Origin of the sequence: Croceibacterium atlanticum (assembly GCF_001008165.2) — a bacterium.
In the GTDB taxonomy this organism is placed as follows: Bacteria; Pseudomonadota; Alphaproteobacteria; order Sphingomonadales; family Sphingomonadaceae; genus Croceibacterium_C; species Croceibacterium_C atlanticum.
Genome location: NZ_CP011452.2, coordinates 1,193,260 through 1,212,878, shown reverse-complemented (window position 1 = coordinate 1,212,878; position 19,619 = coordinate 1,193,260). Strand labels below are relative to the sequence as shown.

Annotated in this window: 16 protein-coding genes; 3 read left to right on the top strand and 13 right to left on the bottom strand. The window is 61.6% G+C overall.

What is annotated here, in order from left to right:
- Window positions 1-169: 169 nt before the first annotated feature.
- Together WYH_RS05700 and WYH_RS05695 are read left to right on the top strand one after the other, a co-directional pair.
- Window positions 170-697, top strand: coding sequence for a DUF6644 family protein (locus tag WYH_RS05700; RefSeq protein WP_156320074.1), 528 nt, complete (start codon window positions 170-172; stop codon window positions 695-697).
- Window positions 698-711: 14 nt separating this feature from the next.
- Entirely contained in the window at window positions 712-1,227 is a 516-nt protein-coding gene (locus tag WYH_RS05695) for a hypothetical protein (protein ID WP_046903071.1), read from the top strand.
- 79 nt (window positions 1,228-1,306) lie between these two features.
- Here the strand turns inward: WYH_RS05695 and WYH_RS05690 are convergent, their stop codons facing one another.
- The 7 genes from WYH_RS05690 to WYH_RS05660 form a co-directional block, all read right to left on the bottom strand.
- Window positions 1,307-3,424, bottom strand: coding sequence for an outer membrane protein assembly factor BamB family protein (locus WYH_RS05690; protein WP_046903070.1), 2,118 nt, complete (start codon window positions 3,422-3,424; stop codon window positions 1,307-1,309).
- 25 nt (window positions 3,425-3,449) lie between these two features.
- Window positions 3,450-5,114 (bottom strand): carboxylesterase/lipase family protein, encoded by a 1,665-nt coding sequence (locus WYH_RS05685; RefSeq protein ID WP_169780723.1) that lies wholly within the window; start codon window positions 5,112-5,114, stop codon window positions 3,450-3,452.
- Window positions 5,115-5,382: 268 nt separating this feature from the next.
- Complete coding sequence (locus tag WYH_RS05680) at window positions 5,383-6,489, bottom strand: hypothetical protein (protein WP_046903069.1); 1,107 nt, start codon at window positions 6,487-6,489, stop codon at window positions 5,383-5,385.
- A gap of 404 nt (window positions 6,490-6,893) precedes the next feature.
- A complete protein-coding gene (locus WYH_RS05675) occupies window positions 6,894-8,864 on the bottom strand; it encodes a pyrroloquinoline quinone-dependent dehydrogenase (protein ID WP_169780721.1) in 1,971 nt (656 codons plus the stop codon).
- 160 nt (window positions 8,865-9,024) lie between these two features.
- Complete coding sequence (locus tag WYH_RS05670; RefSeq protein ID WP_218917154.1) at window positions 9,025-9,741, bottom strand: hypothetical protein; 717 nt, start codon at window positions 9,739-9,741, stop codon at window positions 9,025-9,027.
- Window positions 9,738-10,442 (bottom strand): HupE/UreJ family protein, encoded by a 705-nt coding sequence (locus WYH_RS05665; RefSeq protein ID WP_046903068.1) that lies wholly within the window; start codon window positions 10,440-10,442, stop codon window positions 9,738-9,740. The genes WYH_RS05670 and WYH_RS05665 overlap by 4 nt, the downstream gene beginning before the upstream one ends.
- A 6-nt stretch (window positions 10,443-10,448) precedes the next feature.
- Window positions 10,449-10,958, bottom strand: a complete 510-nt coding sequence (locus WYH_RS05660; RefSeq protein ID WP_053833416.1) for a hypothetical protein — start codon at window positions 10,956-10,958, stop codon at window positions 10,449-10,451.
- 229 nt (window positions 10,959-11,187) lie between these two features.
- On the opposite strand from WYH_RS05660, the gene WYH_RS05655 reads away from it, so the two are divergent.
- Window positions 11,188-11,553, top strand: a complete 366-nt coding sequence (locus WYH_RS05655) for a c-type cytochrome (RefSeq protein ID WP_169780719.1) — start codon at window positions 11,188-11,190, stop codon at window positions 11,551-11,553.
- Between the two features lie 77 nt (window positions 11,554-11,630).
- Here WYH_RS05655 and WYH_RS05650 read toward each other — a convergent pair whose 3' ends face one another.
- The 6 genes from WYH_RS05650 to WYH_RS05625 all read right to left on the bottom strand — a co-directional run bounded on the left by WYH_RS05650 (window position 11,631) and on the right by WYH_RS05625 (window position 19,584).
- The gene (locus WYH_RS05650) at window positions 11,631-12,629 is read right to left on the bottom strand and encodes a VOC family protein (RefSeq protein ID WP_046903066.1); all 999 of its coding nucleotides are present in this window, start codon (window positions 12,627-12,629) and stop codon (window positions 11,631-11,633) included.
- Between the two features lie 36 nt (window positions 12,630-12,665).
- Window positions 12,666-14,612: an outer membrane protein assembly factor BamB family protein gene (locus WYH_RS05645; RefSeq protein ID WP_053833413.1), complete on the bottom strand. Its 1,947-nt coding sequence runs from the start codon at window positions 14,610-14,612 to the stop codon at window positions 12,666-12,668.
- Window positions 14,613-14,732: 120 nt separating this feature from the next.
- Entirely contained in the window at window positions 14,733-16,856 is a 2,124-nt protein-coding gene (locus tag WYH_RS05640) for a PQQ-dependent dehydrogenase, methanol/ethanol family (protein WP_046903065.1), read from the bottom strand.
- 37 nt (window positions 16,857-16,893) lie between these two features.
- A complete protein-coding gene (locus WYH_RS05635; protein WP_046903064.1) occupies window positions 16,894-17,772 on the bottom strand; it encodes a kinase in 879 nt (292 codons plus the stop codon).
- Window positions 17,769-18,737, bottom strand: a complete 969-nt coding sequence (locus WYH_RS05630; RefSeq protein WP_046903063.1) for a 2-hydroxyacid dehydrogenase — start codon at window positions 18,735-18,737, stop codon at window positions 17,769-17,771. The genes WYH_RS05635 and WYH_RS05630 overlap by 4 nt, the downstream gene beginning before the upstream one ends.
- A gap of 4 nt (window positions 18,738-18,741) precedes the next feature.
- Window positions 18,742-19,584: a beta-etherase gene (locus WYH_RS05625; RefSeq protein WP_046903062.1), complete on the bottom strand. Its 843-nt coding sequence runs from the start codon at window positions 19,582-19,584 to the stop codon at window positions 18,742-18,744.
- Window positions 19,585-19,619 lie beyond the last annotated feature (35 nt).

Below are 19,619 nucleotides of genomic sequence, written 5' to 3'. Positions count from 1 at the left end.
TGCCGCTGTAACCGTGTGTAACAGGCCGGTTACGGTAAATTACTCGGCACAAGGACCAATTGTCGCCATAGACAGCATGGAGTGACGCCGCGTTGCTCTTGCGTATAACGGCCCTCGCCAATGCCGTTTGCAGGGCTGTCATGGTGAAGGACGGGGGATAGAATCTCTGATGGGTGACTTACTATATAATATGACCGAATGGTTGCGCACGACGCAGCTGGTCGAACTCGCATTGTGGATCTCCGAAACGCCGCTGAACCTCTGGATCGTGACCAATTTCTGGGCGATCCCGGTTCTGCAGGTGATCCACATCCTGTCGATTGCCGGGGCGTTCGGTGCGATCCTGATGATCAATCTGCGCATCTTCGGTGCCGGAGGCGGCCATCTGACCATGCTCGACCTTTCGAAGCGTTACGTTCCGTGGGTCTGGTGGTCCTTGCTGATGCTGGCCATTTCCGGATCCTTCATGATCATCGGCGAACCGATCAGGGAACTGATCAACCCGATCTTCTGGATCAAGATGGTGCTCCTTGTCGTGGCCATCCTGTTCAGCCTCTGGTTCCACAATGGTGTGATCAAGCGGGCTGAGGCGAACGGCAGTGTAAGTTCCGCGGCCCGTGGCGGCGCGATCTTCGTCATCATCTTGTGGTGCGCAATCATCTTCTGCGGTCGCTGGATCGCATATGCGCCGGTCTGATTGGGGGGCTATCGATGTATCCTGAACCTGAAAATATCTGGCAGTCCCTTGAATATTCGGGGCTCGGCACTTCCATCGCTGAATCGGCATGGATGTTTCCCACGATCGAAACGATCCATGTCATCGCGCTGGTGACCGTGGTTGGCACGATTGCCATCATGGACCTTCGTATGCTCGGTTGGGCGGGCACCAAGAGCTCGATCACGCAGATGTCGAACGATACGCTGCCCTGGACCTGGGGTGCTTTTGTCCTGGCGGCCATCACGGGCGGGTTGCTGTTCGTCAGCAAGGCCAGTTCCTATGTGATCAATCCCTATTTCCTGTGGAAGATGTTCGTCCTCGTCCTGGCGGGTGTGAACATGATGTATTTCCACTTCATCACCTACAAGACGGTGCATGAATGGGATGTCCACGGCACGGGCCAGGTCCCGGTGATGACCAAGGTTGCCGGCATCCTGTCGCTGACCTTCTGGATCCTGGTGGTGTTCTTCGGCCGCGCAATCGGCTTCACGCTCGGTATTTTTTACTGAGCCGGCCGGCATACGGATAAGGAAAAGGCCGCCCCACGGGGCGGCCTTTTTCACATGTGGCGATGGGAATCCCTGCCGCCTATTCAGGCAGGGAATAGACCACCACGGAAGAACTGTTGACCGGCGGCAATTGCAGTTCCGGCGTGATGATCGGCACGCCAAAGCTCAACGGATTGCCTGCCCCGGTGACAATGGCGATATATTGCTTCCCATCAACGGCGTAGGAAATGGGCGAGCCGTTCGGCACCCCCGTGACGCCGGTCTGCCACAGCACATCGCCGCTGGCCTGGTCATAAGCCTTGAATTTACGGGCCATGTCCCCGGTGAACAGAAGGCCGCTCGCTGTGGTCAATATGCCCATATCGAAGGGCGCGCGTTGGCGGGCTTCCCATTTCACTTCGCCCGTCTGCATATCGATCGCCTGCAGCAGGCCGTATTTGCCGTCGCTGCCTGGCGGGGCGAGATATTCCGTGTTCACCCCTGTAGTCAGGAAGCCGGGATCGGCGGGGACCATGTCCATGCAGATATCACGGGCATTCACATAGATCAGCCCGGTTTCCTGCACGAAGGAGGTCGGCGTCCAGTTACGCCCGCCACCGGCATGAGGGCACACGAAAACCGCGCCCTTGTCCTTGCCGGGCACTTTTTCCGGTTTCACCGCCTTGTCGCCCGTAACCGGATCGATCGAGGCGATGAAGTCCTGCAAACCCATATCGACCGTCTTGATATATTTACCGGTCCTGAGTTCGAGCACGTCGAACAGGCCTTCCTTACCCGCCGTCATGACCACGCGGGTTGGTGCGCCATCCACATCCAGCGTGCCGATCACCCGTTCAAACGTCCAGTCCAGATCATACTGGTCGTTCTTCATGTGCTGGTAATACCAGACCAGCTTGCCGCTGCGCGGTTCGAAGGCGAGCGTGGAATTGGTGAACAGCCCGTCATTATTCATGCCCGGCTTGCGGTCGCGCAGGGGGGCCGTGTCATAAGTTTGCGCCACGCCCCACAGGGCGAGGCCGGTTTCGGCATCGTAAGTTCCGGACGTCCATGACGATCCGCCATGGCGCTTGTCCGCCGGCAGGCCGTTCCACGTATCTCCGCCCGGCGTGCCCGGCTGGGCCACCGTGTTGAAGCTCCACAGCTTCTCGCCCGTTTCGGCGTCCATGCCGACGATCAGCGATCCGCCGGCCTTTTGCGTGGTCAGGCCCTGCATCACCACGCCGTCCGCAACCAGCGGGCCGCCGGGATTGCGGAATGCCGGATCGTCAGTAATTTCCGTGTCCCACGCCAGTTCGCCGGTGCGGGCATCCAGGGCGATCACGTGCAGATCGCTGGTCGCGACGATCAGCTTGTCTGCATACAGGCCCATCGTCTTCTTGGAAGTGGGCGGGAAATCGTCCGGCAAGTCGCGTGTATGGCGCCAGATGAGGTGCCCGTCCTCCGCATCGAAGGCAAAGACCTCGTCCCCGAAACCGAACACGTAAAGCACGCCGTCCCGCACCAGCGGTTCGTTCATGTTTGCCCCGGCGGGCAGGGCCTGCGACCAGGCGATGGTCAATCTGTCGACATTATTTCTGTCGATCTGCGCCAGCGGAGAGAAGCCCGATCCCTGGTGGCTGCGCCGCCAGCTGAGCCAGTTTTCCGCCGCCGGATCCTGCAGCATTGCTTCAGTCACCGGCGTGTAATTGGCGAAGCGATCGGGGCGGGCAGGGGCTTCCGGCGTGGGAAAGCGGTCCGACAATCCGCCGACGCCGCCAGTATCCGGCTGGCCCGCCGGATCAATCGGAAAGGCGGTTTGCCGCATCAGGTCCGAACCGGGCGCAAGCTGATCGGCAGGCAGGATATTGTTGCGCGCCAGGATTACGCTGGTCAGCGCGGCATAGACTTCATCCGTCAGGCTGCGGCCATTGCCCGGCGGCATATTGTCGCGGACATATTCGAACATGTCCTGTCCGCTCTTGCCCGCCCATTTGTTGCGGAATGCCGTATCGGCGAGCGATCCGGCAAACTGCCCGCCGGTCAGATCCTGTCCGTGGCAGGACGCACAATTATCGGCATAGGCTTTCGCCCCTTGCTGCAATTGCGGCAGCAGCGCCTCGGGCGCCTGCATCTGCGCCCAGGCGACGCTGCCAAAACCGGCAAACGCACCAACGGAAAGGAGAAGCGGCACATGCCGCCTCGTCCAGCCTGTGCTCATGTCCTCTCCCTCCTGTCAGTCGGCCTTATTCGCCGGAATCGATCCCCAGCGGCTTGGTCACGCGCTCTTCGAACATGGCTTCGTAAAGCTCGATCTTGGCGGGGGAAAGCCACTGGCCCTTGCCGGAACCATCGGCGTCCAGCAGCATGGCTTCGTCTTCCTCCAGTTCCGTCACCGGCGGCCAATAGGGCAGGCCCTCGCCATTGGGATTGCCGGTGCGGGCGAAATTCACCCAATATTGCGAAACCTGATCGGCAAAACCTTCTTCGCGCGGATTGCCTGCCATCTGTTCCACGGAACTGCCCGCCGGATAGGTGCGCGGCGCGGCCAGATTGTCGAACACATAGGGGATTTCCGCCGTATGGCCTGCGCCAAGATCCGGCTGCCCTTCGTCATAGGGCGGTTCATGCGTGAACCAGTAGAGCCAGGCCTTCTGGCCGATCCTGGCCTGTTCTTCGGCAAAAAGCCGCATATGCCACGCCATCGTGTCGGAGAAAGGCATGGGGGCCTGGGCCGCCGCTTCCTCGTCCGTGCTGGCAGGATAGGCCTTGGCGCCCAGTTCCGCCAGATCGCCCCAGCGCATCGGCGCGCCCTGGTTCCAGCTTTCCAGCGTGGTCGGCGGGCCGAAACCGCGCGTGAAGGAACCTTCGTCCGAATTGGAGCCGACCAGAACGTCCACCTTGTTCTGTTCACCCTTGGCGAAGGTTATGGACAGGTCTTCCTGGATGATCGCACCGTCCACGATCATGCCCTGGCCGCGGAAGGCCTTGGCTATGTCCTCGGCCGGCAGGGCGCGCAGGCCTTCCAGCGAAGTGGTGCCGAGCTTGCCCGCCGCATCCATGGTCGCCTTTTCCATCGCTTCGCGCGTCGGCATCTGGGCGATGCCCAAGCCCATCCATGCGCCGCTTTCGGAAATGGCCCGTTCGAACGTGCCCCTGGCGCCTTGCGCCCCGGTCAACCCGGCATTCATCGCCGCGCCGGCGCTTTCGCCGAAGATCGTGATGTTATCCGGATCGCCGCCAAAGGCTGCGGCATTCTGTTTCAGCCATTTGAAAACGGCGATCGCATCGCCCAGCGCCTGATTGCCCGATGCGCCATTTCCTTCGGCCGTCAGTTCCGGGTGGGAAAAGAAGCCGAACGGGCCGACGCGGTAATTGAAGGTGACCATGACCACGCCCTTGGCGGCCAGATTGTCCCCTTCGCTGAAGGGCGAATTGCCGCCGCCTTCATTATAGGCGCCGCCATAAAGCCATACCATGACCGGCAGCTTCTCCCCCGCGGAATCGGCCGGGGTCCAGATGTTCAGATAGAGACAGTCTTCGCTCATGCCCGGGGAATCGGGCATGTCGGTGGCGCCATTGGGCGGGAAACGCTGCGGTGCGGGCGGCTGGATGCAGGTCTTTTCCCATTCGGTTGCGTCGCGCACGCCATCCCACGATGCGGGCTGTGCCGGTTGTGCCCAGCGCAGATCGCCCACGGGCGGGGCGGCAAAGGGGATACCCTTGAAAACGGTCACGCCATCGACCTTGCCCGGCGCGCCCTGGACCAGGCCCTGCTGCGTCATGACCGGGCTGGAAAAGCCGTCTGCACTGGTGGAGCTGGCGCTGCCGCCAGCCTGGGCGCAGGCGGCGGATGCGGTGGCGAGCAGGCTGCAGGCGAGCGCCCGGCGAATGGTGGAAGCTTTCAGCATCGTCTCTCTTGATCCCGTCTGAGAAGGCCGCGTTCGGCTCTGTATATGGTTATGCGGCTTCAATGCCGCTTGCAGGATGATGGCAGCTTGCCCGGCCGGATCGCATGCCCGCAGGTAAGAAAATGCCGCGCAGATCATGCGCGGCATTTCGCCTGTCAGCATTGCCGAATCCGGTCAGCGCCACCGATGAAGGCGCCCGGCGCGCGTTCCGCCGTGCTACAGGCCGAAACCGGCAGCGATGCGGAACGCGGCCAGGGCGCGATCGGCATTACTTGCTGCCGCCGGACTCACCGCCTTCGGCCTGTTCCCGGCCTGCGCGCGACGCATTGATATAGTTGCGCGGCTGCACATTGCCTTCGTGGCAGGCATATTCGAAGAACTGGTAATCGTCGTTACGGCTCCAGTCGAGGCGGGCGGTCCACGGCGCAGTGAACACTTCCGGATCGGAATAGGTCGCTTCGTAAACGATCGAATCCGGACCGGTCATGGTCAGGCGTTCCACCACCTTGGCCTGCTTGCTGGTCGGGATGACATTGAAGGGCGGCACGCCCATCGTCGCCATGTTCAGCGGGGAACCATTGCGGGCATAAGGATCGGTGGTCGCGCTATCGCCGGTCTTGATGTTGGTCGTTTCGATAACCAGCTGATTGCCTTCCCAATGGCCGACACTGTGGCCCAGCCATTGTTCGATTTCACCCGGGATCTGGCCTTCGCCCTTGTCCACGATCGGGATCACGCGGCTGCCGAGCATTTCCAGTGCGATCACGACATAGCCCGGCGCCTGGAAGACGCGGATGCCGTTATTGTAACGGAACGGGAACATCGAAGCCGGGAAGCCACGGGAAATGCAGCGGTCCCAGCTGTCGAAATCGGTCAGCCAGTTGAATTCGGTGTTCGGCGTCCAGCTCGTGCGGCTGGCGGCCATCAGCTTCTGCGCCTTTTCGGTGAAGGCCGGCAACTGGCCATTGGCCGGTTCCACCAGCAGCGAGGTGCGGCGGCCCGAAGCGTCGGATTCGACCCAGTGGCCCATGCCGATCGTGTCGTTTTCGTCTTCAGCCTGATAGGCTTCGTCCGAACGGTTGGCCTGTTCCTGGCGCTGGGCAAATTCCTGCTCGGTCAGCCAGAAACGGTCGCCAAACTGGGCCGGGCGCTGCATCGGCAGGCTGGCGATATTGTCGATCGGCCAGGTGCCGCGCAGGTCCGGATCGCCCCATGCGGTCTTGGGCGGATCGAAAGTGGTCGGCACCGCCGGCATGGTGGTCAGATCGTCGGGCACGGCCTGCGCCATGGCCGGGCCAGTGCCCAGCGTGGCAAGGCCGGCTGCGGCGAGCATGGTGCCCGCCATGATGGTACGGATGGATTTCAGGCTTTTCATCTTGGCCTCTCCTGATTGTCTACGTGCATCCCTGCACGCATAGCTGGCAAAATAACTGCCGCTCCCCGATGCGCCCCCTGCGCGCCGGACGGCGATGTCAACAACTTCGATATCATGTGCTGGTCTGACCGGAGTTTCAGGCCGGATGTGCGGCCTGGGCGCATGCGCGGCTCAGGCACGGCCGATGCCGTTGCGGCGGCAGATATGCCGACGACAGCAGTACGGATGTTCCTGCGCTTCACTCTGCCCTCTCCAGTGCGGGGCGCCCCGCCAAGCGAAGGCGCCACCGTCCGATTCCTCTATTGCCCCGCTGCGTTGATTTTGTCCAAGACAATAACGCAATCGCGGCCTTTGTGCGAGTCACCCCGCCGGGCAGGCCGCGATTGCGCGATGTCATGGCCGGGTCATTGCTTCTGCCGGGGCAGGGCGAAGGTCATATACTGGCTCTCGCCCGGTTCAGGCAGGCCGAGGCCCCCGGCGAAATGGCCCACGCCGCCGACGGGAATGGTTACGTATTGGCGGCCATCCACTTCATAGACGGCAGGCACGCCTTCGGTTGCGGCGGGCAGTTCATATTCCCACAGCACTTCGCCGGTGGCGGCATCGCGCGCGCGGAAGGTGCGGTCAGTCGCCGTGCCGACGAACAGCAGTCCGCCCGCAGTGGCGACAGGGCCGCCGCGCGGCGCCTGCGAACCGACGCCGGTGATGCCCTTTTCCTGCAACGTCATGATTTCCCCATTGGGAATGCGATACAGCATTTCGCCCGTATCCATGTCATAGGCAGTCAGGAAGGAGAAGGGCGGCTTCACCGCGACCATCCCATTGCTCTGCAACAAGAAATTCACCGGAGATTTATAGGGTTTCACGTCCCCGCCGCCATTGGGCATGGCGGCCTGCGCTTCCTCCCGCTTGTCCAGGATCAGCTTGATCAGCAGCGGAAGTTCACGGCTGACGACGAAGAAGCGGTTATTCACCGGATCGATTGCCGTGCCGCCCCAATTGGTCCCGCCATTATGGCCCGGGAAGGAGATCGATCCTTCCAGGCTGGGCGGCGTGAACAGGCCTTCATTGCGCCAGGTTTTCAGGCCTTCACGCAGTTTTTCCTGATCCGCTTCGGGCAGATAGGGATTGATATCGTCTTCGGTAAAGCTCTGGCGCGTGAAGGGTTCGGGCCAGGTCGGGATCGGCTGGGTGGGCGATGCCTTTTCACCCGGCACGTCGCTGGCCGGGACAGGTACTTCCTCGATCGGCCAGATCGGTTCCCCGGTCAGCCGGTTGAACACGAAGACATAACCATGCTTCGTCGCCTGGATGACAACGGGAATGTCCTTCCCGTCCTTGTTGATCGTCGTCAGCTTCGGGGCGACCGGAAGATCGAAATCCCAGAGATCGTGATGGACGATCTGGTAATGCCAGATGCGTTCGCCGGTTTCGGCGTTCAGCGCGACGATCGAATTGGCGAACAGATTGTCGCCTTCGCGATTGCCGCCATAGAAATCGTAACGGGCCGTGCCGAAGGGGATGAAGGCGATCCCGTTTTCCGCATCGACGGTGAATTCCGACCAGTTATGCACGCCGCCGAATTTTTCGTGATCTTCGGCCGGCCAGGTATCGTAACCGAATTCGCCTTCCCGCGGGACGCTGTGGAAGACCCATTTCAGTTCGCCCGTGCGAACGTCATATGCCTGGATATCCGCGGGTGCGGAGGGGAAATCATATGCGCCGGCGGGCAAGGACATGATGATCGTGTCCTTGTAGATGCGGCCCGGATTGTCCGTCTGCAACGGTCCGGGCATCACGCTGCCTTCCGGCAGGGCGTCACGCAGATCGATCTGGCCGTTTTCGCCAAAGCTCTGGATGAGCTGGCCATTATGCGCGTCAATCGCGCGCAGCATGCCGTTGTTCAGCACCATCAGGCGCCGTTCAGTGCCATCTTCGCTCTGCCAGTAATTGATTCCGCGGGCGCCGATGCGGCCTTCCAGATTCGTCCGCCAGACTTCCTGCCCATTCGCCGGGTTCAGCGCGGCGATATTGTTGTCACCCGTGATGACATACATCAGCCCGCCGCCGACAACCGGATTGAAGCGGGGGGGCTGGCCTTCGCCGGTCTTGAAGGTCCAGGCGACTTCCAGCTGGCCGACATTGGACGTGTTGATCTGGTCCAACGAGGAATATTGCGAAGAATCTGACCCGCCCAGATAGCCGTCCCAGCCGACGAAATCGAATTCCGCAGCTGGCTGTGCGGAGGCCGATGCGACCTGATTCTGCGCCGGGGCGCAGGCGGCGAGCAGCATCATCGATGCCGGAATCAGCGGACGTGCGAGACGTCCGGCAAGGCTCATGCGAAACGAAAACGCGCGCGGCGAAATACCCACTCCCAACTCCCAGCTTGTCTTGGCCGGCCGATCCCAGTGCTGGCCGGCGATTCAGCCTAGCCGAGAAATTACCGTGACAACAAGGGGCGAAAGCGACCGAGTTTGACAAAATCCGGAATCAATCCCGCAACGGGACGCGGTCGGCGCGGGGCGCTGCCGCTCAGATCGCTTGCTCCGCAGTTTCGGAATCGCCTGCGTCACCGGGCTCGATCGGCGAAATTGCGCGATCGTGCTGGCCTGCCTGGTCGAATGTGTAGGAGGCGCTGATCGCCCCGGTCGCATCCAGGGTGAGCGTGACATTGTCCAGCGTGCGGTTCTGCCAGTACCAGCCGTGAATGCCGGTGAAGGGCGCGACATAGATCCCGCTTTGCGACGGGGAATCGGTAATCGAATAACTTTCGGTCAGCTCTTCCCCGCCTTCATAGGGGTGGCCGTGCATGTCGTAATTCAGCGGACCGGTGGCCTCCCAGGCGAAAAGCAGCGGGGCGCCTTCAGCCAGTTCATATTTCAGCTCTATCCCTTCGTAAGGCAGTAGCTCGAAAGTAAAACGGTCCGACTTCGTATCTTCGGCCGGGGGCGCGGCAATATCGTGTGCGGCGAGCATCTGGCTGAATTGCGCCGATAACCCCTGCGGCCCCGGTGTTGCATCCGCATCCAGCAGCACGCCTTCGCGCGCCATGCCGCGCTGCAATTCCAGCGACATGCCTTCTTCTTCGGACATGCCGACAAGCCCGGTCGCCTTTCCGATCCCGGTCGGGTCCACGCCAAATTCGGCGGGCAGGACAAATCCCACCACGACCACGCCGACAATGGCTGCGGCGGCGATGGAGCCGAAGATCACTTTCTTGCGCGATGCAGGCTTGCTGGTTTCGTTCATGAGGAAAAATATCCGTTAATATGAAAAAGGGTCAAGGCAATGCCGCCCGCCAGAAGGGCGTAATTGGCAAGGCGTGCGCCGGATTTGAAGCTGGCGGTTTCGCGCCAGAGATTGAGCAGAATGACTACGGCGGTGAGGACGATGACCTGCCCGATTTCGACCCCGATATTGAAGGAAATCAGGTTGGTCAGCAGGCCGTCCGGTGAAACGGAAAGGTCCATCAGTTTCGTTGCCAGGCCCATTCCGTGGAACAGGCCGAAGATCAGCACCGCCAGCCTGGTGTTTATGGCCAGGCCAATTTTTGCGAAGCCGCCCAGATTCTCCACCGCCTTGTAAATCACGGAAATGCCGATGATTGCATCGACCACGGAAGCGTTCAGCCCGACCCCGCCCAGCACGCCGCCCAGCAGGGTCAGCGAATGGCCGATGGTGAACATGGAGACATAGATTACCACGTCCCGCAGCCGGAACAGGTAGAAGACCACGCCGATCAGGAACAGGATATGGTCAATCCCGGTGACCATGTGCTTGGCCCCGAGATACAGGAACGGGATCGGCGCAGGGCCTTCTATCCCCTGCACATAGGCGCGGTTCGCTTCGGACAGATCATGCGCAAATGCCTGCGTTGCCGGGATCAGCAGCAGCAATCCGAACGCCAGACAAAGGGCCGGATACAGGGATTTGCGGTTCGGCCTTTCCATCCGCGCTTACGCCGGCGGCTCCCCTGTCGGGGCATCTTCCGGCATGTTTTCAGGGGGGTAGACCTGGTGGCAGGCGCTGCACACGCTGTAAACCGTGCCGCCCACTTCAAACACGGCATCGACATCCTTGTTCACGGCGGCTTCTTCCGCGCGCAGGCCGACTTCCACCAGCGATTGCGAGAACTGGGTCCAGTCTTCGCCGCGTCCTTCGGAATAGGCTGGCGTCATCAGCAGATTGCCCAGTTCCGCAATCGTCGCACCGGCGGCGCGGGTCCGCTGCCAATCCTCGTCGGTTTCAGGCTCGATCTCGTGATTGCCGTCTTCGTCGCTGATATACTGGACGGAATTCCAATAGTTTTCCGCCGTCGGCTGGACCACATTGGCCATCAATTGCTGGATCGTGTGCGCCTGGACATAGGTTTCTCCAGCCGCATCTTCCTGGTCAGCCGTTCCGCCGCAGCCAGCCAGCAGGGCCGGAATGCAGGCCGCAGCGAGTATCCGTTTTACCATCCTCATCACCTCTTGTTTTCGGCAGTCCTATCGAAAGTCCTGCGATTCGTCATCCGCTTGCTTGCGATTGTGCCGGGTTCATGCGCATTGCACCAAATGAAATTGACAATGTCCTGACAAAACGCCCCCGGTAAATCTGCGGTAAAGCTTGACTTGCCTATACCGTTCGTTGACTAGGGCTCGACATATCGGGGCCAGACAAAACTGGGTGGAAAGGGAAGCCGAAATGGATCGAATGGCGTTTAATGCAGGCAAATTGAGCAAGGCCGGACTGGCCGCTATCGGGCTGGCCGTAATGGCGATCCCGGCAACCAGCGCATTCGCCAGCGCCGAAGATCCGACCGCGAAGCTTTCTGAAGAACAGGCTGAACAGGCGCGCCAGATCTTTACCGACTGGTCCTGCGGCCAGTGCCATTCACTGTCCGATGCGGGCGGCGTGGGGCATATTGGCCCGGCTTTTGACGGGAATGACGGGCTGACCCATGATTTCGTCGTCGGCCGGATCACCAATGGCCAGGGTGCCATGCCCGGCTTTGGCGGGCAGCTGACTGATGAGGAAATCGATCTGCTGTCGAAATATATCGTCCAGGCGAAGAAATAAGCCTTTCGCCGGGTTGAAGATATCAAAAGGGGGCCAGCCGGCCCCCTTTTTTCATGCTCATAATCCGCGCAGGCGGTTCACTTTTCCGCAGCGGCCTGTTGCTGCGCCGTGCGGCTGTTGGGGCCGACCTGGGCGAAGTAATTGGTTACCCCGTCAGGATCGTTGAGCCAGACCGTCGTCAGTTCAAAACCGCTTAGCTTGTTGAGCGGCGTTTCCACCGCAATGTTCCGCGTTTTGGCCTTGGCATCCACCATTGGCGCATCGCTCACCACATACTGGATACCGGCATTGCCATTATCCACGGCGGAACCCGTCGGCTCGTAAAGATAAAGTGTCGTTTCGCCATGGCGATAGGGGTATCTGGTGATCCCCAGCAGGTCATCCCGCACCGGCTCCAACTCGTCCAGGCCAACGAATTCGCGGTAGAAGGCGCGGCTTTCGGCCAGGTCGGACACGCCGATGCCCACGCCGACACCGTCATTCGATCCATCCTTCGCCCCTTCGCGGATCACGATTTCGATCGGGAAATCGCCCGGATCCTTGACCAGTGCAGCCCTGGTGCCATCCGGCCGCGCGGTGAATTGCGGTACTGGCAGGCCTACTTCTGCAAAGCGCGATTGCACCAGCTCTGCGCTGGGATAGGTGAGGGTGAAGAACCGGATCCCCGTGCCACCTTTCACGCCGCCGGAAAGATCGTATTTCCGATCGCCCAGCTGCCCGGCGGAAAGCTTGATCTGCATACTGCCAACCCCGGTCAGCAACATTTGCTGGCGCGAGGTGAGCTGGATCGGATTGAGCGATTTCAACGCCAGTGCCCCGGTGTAGAAATCAACCATCTCTTCCGTCTTGTCCCGCGGGAAACGGCGGAAGGCATTCATCCCGTCCATGGTGAACAGATCGCGGGTGGAACTGTTCAGCTGTTCTTCGGTCAGCTCGCCGGGTTTGTAGGGCAGATTGCTATCCACCTGCATGATCGCACCTTCGGGTGTGCGGGCGGTCTGGCTATCCTGCGCCGAAGCGCAGGCTGCCATGAAAATAGCGCTGCAACCCAGCGCGATGCCGGAAATTCTCTTCATCGAAATCTCTCCCATATGCGACCCTGGGGGCTCGTTTTATTCAGGCAGCGCGAAGGCGATCAGGGCTTCCTGGTTCAGCGGCCTGCCATCCGGCCCGCGCGGGGCCGGCCCGCCAAAGCTGGAACCGGATGCGACGACGGCAATATACTGTTTTCCGTCCTTTCCGCGATAGGACACGGGCACGGTCAGCGGGGCATATTGCAGCTGCTGGCTCCACAGCACTGCGCCGGTTTCCGCATCGAAGGCGCGGAAATAACGGTCGCTGGTGGCGCCAATGAAAACCAGCCCGCCCGCTGTCACGATCGGCCCGCCGAACGTATTGTTGGACCCGGTATCCTGCTTGCCTTCCGGCAGGGCTTCGGTCGTGCCCAGTTTGCTGGCCCACAGGATTTCGCCGCTATTGCCGTCCACCGCCAGGAGCCGGCCCCATGGCGGGCGGATGCAGGGCAGGTTGACCCGCTGCCCATCGTCCGTTTCATAAGATGCGGAGAAGGAGGAATAAGCGCCTGGACCCTGCAGGCTGCCGCGATCGTAGATCTGGTCGGAATCCGCCGTGCCGCGTCCGTAATCGCCTTCGGGATCGCGTTTCTCGATCCAGCCGATACTGCCGCTTTCGCTCGTATTCACGAAGACCACGCCCCGCGTCGGATCGGCGGCGCTGCCGCCCCAGTTGGAACCGCCATTATGCGGCAGGTTGATAGAGGCGCGGGGCGGATCGCCCGGTTCGTGCAGGAAGAAAGGCGTGAACGGCCCGGAATTGAAGAATGTCCCGCCATAGGAATCCAGCAGCTTGCGGCAGGCGGCGGCATGTTCGGGCGTGGTGTCTTCGGGCGTGACCACATCGCTCGGGTCCCACCACATGCGTGACAGCGGCTCCGGCTTGACCGGAATGGGCTGGGTGCCCGGATACCATTCGCCCGGAACGTCACCCTTGGCCGCGAAATGTTCGTTGACGCCGTGGATCGGCTCCCCCGTTTCGCGATTGAGGATATACATCAGGCCCGGCTTGCCGGTTTCTGCCAGGGCGGGGATGGTCTTGCCGTCCACCACCACGTCGAACAGAACGGGCGGGGCGGGCAGATCCCAGTCCCAAAGATCGTGATGGATGGTCTGGAAGTGCCATTTATACTTCCCGGTCTGCGCATCCACGGCAACGATGGAATTGCCGAACAGATTATTGCCTGGCCGGTCCCCGCCATAATAATTCGGGCTGGGGCTGCCGATGGTCATGTAGATCGTATCGGTTTCAGGATCGGCCGTGGTGTACCAGATCCACATATTGGTGCCGGACCGGCCCTTCCACCCTTCGTTCAGCCAGGTTTCATGGCCGACTTCGCCCGGCTGTGGGACCGTGTTGAATTCCCACAATTTCTCGCCCGTTCGCGCATCGAAGGCGCGGCTATTGCCGGATTCGCCATAGGGCATTTCGGCCGTGTTCGCGCCGATCACCATCACGTTCTTGTAGATGGAAGGCGGATAGGAATAGGGCGTTCCCTCGAAGGTGATAGAGCCGTCCTGCCCGAAATCCGTATCCACCTCGCCCGTTGCGGCGCGCAGAGCGGCAAGGCCAGTGCCGGTGGAATAGAAAATGCGCGGTTCCAGCGTGCCGTCGCCCGGCCAGTAGCTGACCCCGCGGCGGACCAGGCCGCCCGTCACATCGTGGCGCCACAATTCCTGGCCGGTCGATGCGTCGAGCGAGACGACTGCATTGCCCAGCGGCAGATACATGATCCCGTCGATCACGATTGGCACCGTTCCGCTCAGCAGGGCGGCGCCGCCCGTCGGCCGAAGGCGGAAGGACCACGCCTCCTTCAGATCGCCCACATTCGCCTTGTTGATGTCCGTCAGCGGGGAATAGCGCGTGCCGCCAAGATCGCGGGCCCAGCGCGGCCAGTTTTCCGGCGCCACATCCGCATCGGCCTGCGCCAGCGCGGTTGACGAAAGCAGGCTTGCGCCGGCCATCACGGCCAACAGGATCCGCATATCTTAATCCCCTCCGAAATCGGTTCTGGTCACGGCGGGACGCCCCGCCATTTGCGGAAGGGTCTAGCGGAGCATAATCCGCTTCGCAATTAGTTCATTTCAAGATAATTGCATTATGAACTAATTTTCCTGTCCGTTGGCCTCTGCCTGCCGTTTCGCTTCGGTGAGGACATAAGCGCGCACTGCCTCGATCTGATCGGGCGAGAGCCAGGGGGAAAAGCTGATCATGCCATTATCCGCCAGCGCGCCATCCTGCACCACGGCCTTCCACGAATCCGCGCGCGCGGCGATGGGGGAACGCAGCAGATCGGGATTGACCGGGCCGTTGTGGCAGATCGTGCAGAAGGTCACGAATTGCTGTGCCCCCTCGGCAATCTGGGCCGGCGTGAAGCTTTCGTCGCTGGCAACGAAGGGGCGTGGTTCCACCGGGGGCAGTCTGGCCAGCTTGCCTGTACCGCCGATCTTGAAGGCCAGCAGCACGCCATTGGGCGGGGGGCGCCGCATCCATTGGGTATCGGTGGCCATGCCCATGGACCCGCCATAGCCAGCCAGAACGGCGATATATTGTTCCCCATTGGCGCGGAAGCTGACCGGCCCGGCCATGATTCCGCGCTGGGAATCGAAGCTCCACAATTCCTCGCCCGTATCGGCGGCACGGGCGCGGAACACGCCATAGGGATCGCCCTGGAACAGCAAATTGCCCGCCGTCGCCAGCGTGCCGCCATTCCATGGCCAGGGCATGTCGATCTGCCAGCGTTTTTCCTGCTTCACCGGATCCCAGGCGACGAGCATGCCCTTGTTCATGGTAGCCAGTGCGGCGCGGCGTTCCAGCGGGGTGGTGCCGGGTACTGCGCCTTCGGGCGGGGCCAGGAAACTGACGCCGGTGTTCCAGCGGCCGATATGGCGTTCGTAATCCGTATCGTCCGCCAGCGAGAGCGGCACCTGCATGGCGGGGATATAGACTAGCCCCGTATCCGGCGAATAGCTCATCGGATGCCAGGCATGGGCGCCTATGCCGGAAGGGTAGATGACGAAGGGTTCGTCCTCATAACGGATGCCGGGTTTTTCGACCGGCCGCCCGGTGGCCAGATCGATCCGCTCTGCCCAGTTTTGCGGGGCATAGGGTTCGGCGCTGATCAGCTTCCCATTGCTGCGATCGATGACGTAGAAAAACCCGTTCTTCGGCGCCTGCATCAGCACTTTTCGGGTTTCGCCCCCAATCTCCAGATCGGCCAGCGTGATCTGCTGGGTGGCGGTGAAATCCCAGCTTTCCGCCGGGTTGACCTGGTAATGCCATTTATACGCGCCTGTATCCGGATCCAGCGCGAGGATGGAGGACAGGAACAGATTGTCCCCCTTGCCGGCGGAACGGGCGCGGTGGTTCCAGGGGGCGCCATTGCCGACGCCGACCAGCAATTGATCGAATTCCGGATCGTAGACGATGGAATCCCAGACGGTGCCGCCACCGCCCATTTCCCAATATTTGCCGTTCCAGCTCTTGCCCGCGAATTCTGCGAATGCTGCATCCGATGCGGCGCCGTCCGGCCCGTCCGCCGGGTTGCCCGGAACCGTGTAGAACCGCCAGGCCAGTTCGCCGGAATTGGCGTCATAGGCGCTGATATATCCGCGCACGCCCAGTTCCGCGCCGCTATTGCCGATATATACCTTGCCGCGAACCACGCGCGGGGCGCCGGTAATGGTATAGGGCTTGTCCTGATCGACCGTGACCACGTCCCAGATCACATTGCCGGTTGCCGCGTCGAGAGCGATCAGCCTGCCATCGATAGTTCCGATAAATACCTTGCCTTCCCAGACCGCCACGCCGCGATTGACCACGTCGCAGCAGGCGTGGGCGGCTTTTCTGCCATCCACATTGGGATTGTGGGTCCACAGCACTTCGCCGCTCGCCGCATCCACGGCCATGACCTTCGACCATGCGATTGAGACATACATGATCCCGTCGACCACGATGGGCGTGGCTTCCTGCCCGCGATTGGTGTCCAGCTCGACAGCCCAGGCAAGGCTCAGTTGGCTGATATTGCCGTCATTTATGTCGGACAGCGGGCTGAAACGCTGTTCCGCATAAGTGCGCCCGTGACCAAGCCAGTTGTCGGGATCGTTTTCGGCCGAGAGCAGGCGCTCTTCAGTAATGTCGCCCGGTTGCCGCGCGGTATTCCCGCAGCCCGCCAATATCGCGACCATCCCGGCGGCAAGTGCCAGCCGGGCTGTCCGTGCCAGCCCCATCGTTCCTCTCCCAAGGTATGTTTTTTACCTTGCTAGGCTAGGCAGCGGGACTTTGCCAATCCTCCGGTGCGGATATCGGGCGGTGATCGTGGCCGATGCGGATCAAGATATCGGCTCTTGCCGGCATTTCGGCCAGCATGTGCCGGGTCAATCGCTCGTAATGGGCAAGAAACCGCTCCAGCGCGGCTTCATCCATGATCGCTTCGCCCTTGGGGCTGTTGCGGGCGAGCTTTTCTTCCTGAAGGCGGCGATTGGTCCGCACGGAATCGAAATCGGGCACGGCCAGCATCACCAGCAGGTCCAGCCGGGCGAACAGATCGGCATAGTCGGATGCGAGGCGGCGATTGACTTCGCGGCGCCAGATCCCGTCGCCGTCCTCCTCCGCCTCCAGCCGGTTGATCGGCCGGGCCAGCGCTTCTTCGTCCTGGGGCAGGGCGCCCATGCACCAGCCTTCGAACAGCAATATGTCCACATCGCGCTGGGGGCCGACCAGCATGGAAGTGCGGTCGTCATTCGCCTTGTCGAAGGCGGGGCGATAGACATCGCGCCGATCCAGCACATCGTCGATAATCGCCATGCCCAGTTCGATCTCATGCGTTCCGGGCACACCGCGCGTGGCGAAAAGCGGGTGAATGCTGCGCGCCATCTCCTCCCGCTCTGTCCGCTGAAGATAGAGGTCGTCCAGCGAAAGGGTGATCGCGTGCAGACCGTGTTCGGCCAGCAGCAGTTCCAGAAAACTGCACAAGGTCGTTTTGCCCGATCCCTGCGCGCCATTGACGCCCACGATCAGGGGATTTTTCCGGCTGGCATGGTCGGCGATATGGCGGGCGAGGGGCTGCCAGTGGCTTTCGACGATTTCCCTGTAATCGGCGGGCAATTGCTCCGCCATTATCAGGGCGCCCACCGCCGGGTTCATGCGATAAGGTCCGGCAGGGCCTCACCCCTGGCGAAGGCTTCGGCATTGGCCAGCGCCTTCATTCCCATGGCAATCCGCGTTTCGGAATTGGCGCTGCCCAGATGCGGCAGCAGCACGACATTTTCCAGGCCGAGCAGGGCGGCGGGGATCTGCGGTTCCTGCGGATATACGTCCAGCCCGGCACCGGCAATTCTGCCCGTGGACAGCGCATCGGCTAGGGCTTCGTGATCGATCACGCCGCCGCGCGCCGTGTTGATCAGGTAAGCGCTGGCCTTCATCGCCGAAATCGCCTCCGCATCGATCAGCCCGGCGGTATCCTCTCCACCGGGCACATGCAGCGAAACGAAATCCGATGCCGCCAGCAGGCTGGACAGTTCGGGATGGAATTCGGCATCCAGCCCGGCCGCGATATCGGCATCCGCTTCGCGGCGGGCATAATAGGCGATCTTCATGCCGAAACCGTGCTTCGCCCGCATGGCCGTGGCGATGCCGATACGGCCGAAGCCCACCAGGCCCAGCACCTTGCCCCTGAGCGCGGAGCCGATCAGATGGGTCGGGCGCCAGCCATCCCACCTGCCGGAACGCAATTCCCGCTCCCCTTCGCCCGCGCGCCGCGCGGCCATCAGCAGCAGGGTCATGGCGATATCGGCCGTGGCATCGGTCAGCACGCCCGGCGTATTGGTGACAGCGATATTTTTCGCCCTGGCCGCTTCCAGATCGATATGATCGAAGCCGACGCCGTAATTGGCGATCAGGCGCACGCGGTCCCCGCCGCCGATTACATCGGCGTCGATCCGGTCGAACACGGTGGGGCAGAGAATGTCGAATTCGTCCATCGCCGCGGCAAGGCGTTGCTGGCTGAGCGGTTCGTCCGTCTCGTTCAATGTGACATCGAAACGGTCGGCAAGTGCCCGCTCGACCTCTTCCGGCCAGCGCCGGGTAACAAGGACCCTCAACCGTTCCACCGGCTCAGTCCTTCGACATGCCCTGGGTGATCTTTTCGCTTTCCGCGCGCGTCGAATCCACGCCCGTATTGCGTTTGTGAATGCCGCCCTGTCCCTGCGGGGCGAAAAGTTCCTGCCCGTTTTCCGGATGGGGCAGGCCAAACAGCGGGAACAGGCCCGGATGACGGCCAAGCCCGCCGAACAGGTCCAGGCAGCGTTCGATCCAGTCGCGCAGCGGATCGTCATCGGCCAGCACCGGGCTGGTCTTGCAGACGGAGGCGGTGAACAGGATCGAACCCATGATCCGGTAATCGGCATAGTTCGGCCCGTCGCCGCCCAGCCATTCCACTTCGCGCAGGGCAATGCGCAGAGGTTCAAGATCCGCGGATATGCCGGGCAGGCGTTCTTCATAGCCGGCCTGCATGTCTTCCAGCTTCTTGCCGAGCATGATTTCCCGCGAATGGGTGATGTATTCGTGATCTTCCTTATTGGCGAGATCACGATAATTCGCGCAGAAGCACCGCATCCACGGGCCGGTGGCCACCTTCCAGAACCAGGCATCCATTGCCCGCGTCAGCGCGGCAACGCTGGGATGCGGGATCAGGGCCGGGCGGTCGGGATAGGTTTCGTCCAGATATTCGACGATGCCCCAGCTATCGAGCACCCATTTCCCGTCATCGACGATGGCGGGCAGGCGTTCGGTCTTGCCGCCCGTGCGTTCGGGAATGCCGGTGAAACCGCCGGGCACCACGTCCAGATCGAAGCCCTTGTGCTTCAGCGCATATTTCGTGGCCCATACGAAGGGGCTGATCGTGGCGCCTGTGGAGAGGGCGAGATCGTAGAAAGTGATCGTGTTGTTCTTGGCCATCCGCGCCTCTCCTCATTTTTCCCTGTGTGGGAATT

What these genes read in the sequence shown, in the direction of transcription:
- WYH_RS05650 (WP_046903066.1), bottom strand. Translation starts at nt 12,629, where the DNA reads ATGAAGAGAATTTCCGGCATCGCGCTGGGTTGCAGCGCTATTTTCATG.
- WYH_RS05665 (WP_046903068.1), bottom strand. Translation starts at nt 10,442, where the DNA reads ATGGAAAGGCCGAACCGCAAATCCCTGTATCCGGCCCTTTGTCTGGCG.
- WYH_RS05645 (WP_053833413.1), bottom strand. Translation starts at nt 14,612, where the DNA reads ATGCGGATCCTGTTGGCCGTGATGGCCGGCGCAAGCCTGCTTTCGTCA.
- WYH_RS05680 (WP_046903069.1), bottom strand. Translation starts at nt 6,489, where the DNA reads ATGAAAAGCCTGAAATCCATCCGTACCATCATGGCGGGCACCATGCTC.
- WYH_RS05685 (WP_169780723.1), bottom strand. Translation starts at nt 5,114, where the DNA reads ATGCTGAAAGCTTCCACCATTCGCCGGGCGCTCGCCTGCAGCCTGCTC.
- WYH_RS05625 (WP_046903062.1), bottom strand. Translation starts at nt 19,584, where the DNA reads ATGGCCAAGAACAACACGATCACTTTCTACGATCTCGCCCTCTCCACA.
- WYH_RS05700 (WP_156320074.1), top strand. Translation starts at nt 170, where the DNA reads ATGGGTGACTTACTATATAATATGACCGAATGGTTGCGCACGACGCAG.
- WYH_RS05660 (WP_053833416.1), bottom strand. Translation starts at nt 10,958, where the DNA reads ATGAGGATGGTAAAACGGATACTCGCTGCGGCCTGCATTCCGGCCCTG.
- WYH_RS05695 (WP_046903071.1), top strand. Translation starts at nt 712, where the DNA reads ATGTATCCTGAACCTGAAAATATCTGGCAGTCCCTTGAATATTCGGGG.
- WYH_RS05670 (WP_218917154.1), bottom strand. Translation starts at nt 9,741, where the DNA reads ATGAACGAAACCAGCAAGCCTGCATCGCGCAAGAAAGTGATCTTCGGC.
- WYH_RS05690 (WP_046903070.1), bottom strand. Translation starts at nt 3,424, where the DNA reads ATGAGCACAGGCTGGACGAGGCGGCATGTGCCGCTTCTCCTTTCCGTT.
- WYH_RS05655 (WP_169780719.1), top strand. Translation starts at nt 11,188, where the DNA reads ATGGCGTTTAATGCAGGCAAATTGAGCAAGGCCGGACTGGCCGCTATC.
- WYH_RS05640 (WP_046903065.1), bottom strand. Translation starts at nt 16,856, where the DNA reads ATGGGGCTGGCACGGACAGCCCGGCTGGCACTTGCCGCCGGGATGGTC.
- WYH_RS05635 (WP_046903064.1), bottom strand. Translation starts at nt 17,772, where the DNA reads ATGAACCCGGCGGTGGGCGCCCTGATAATGGCGGAGCAATTGCCCGCC.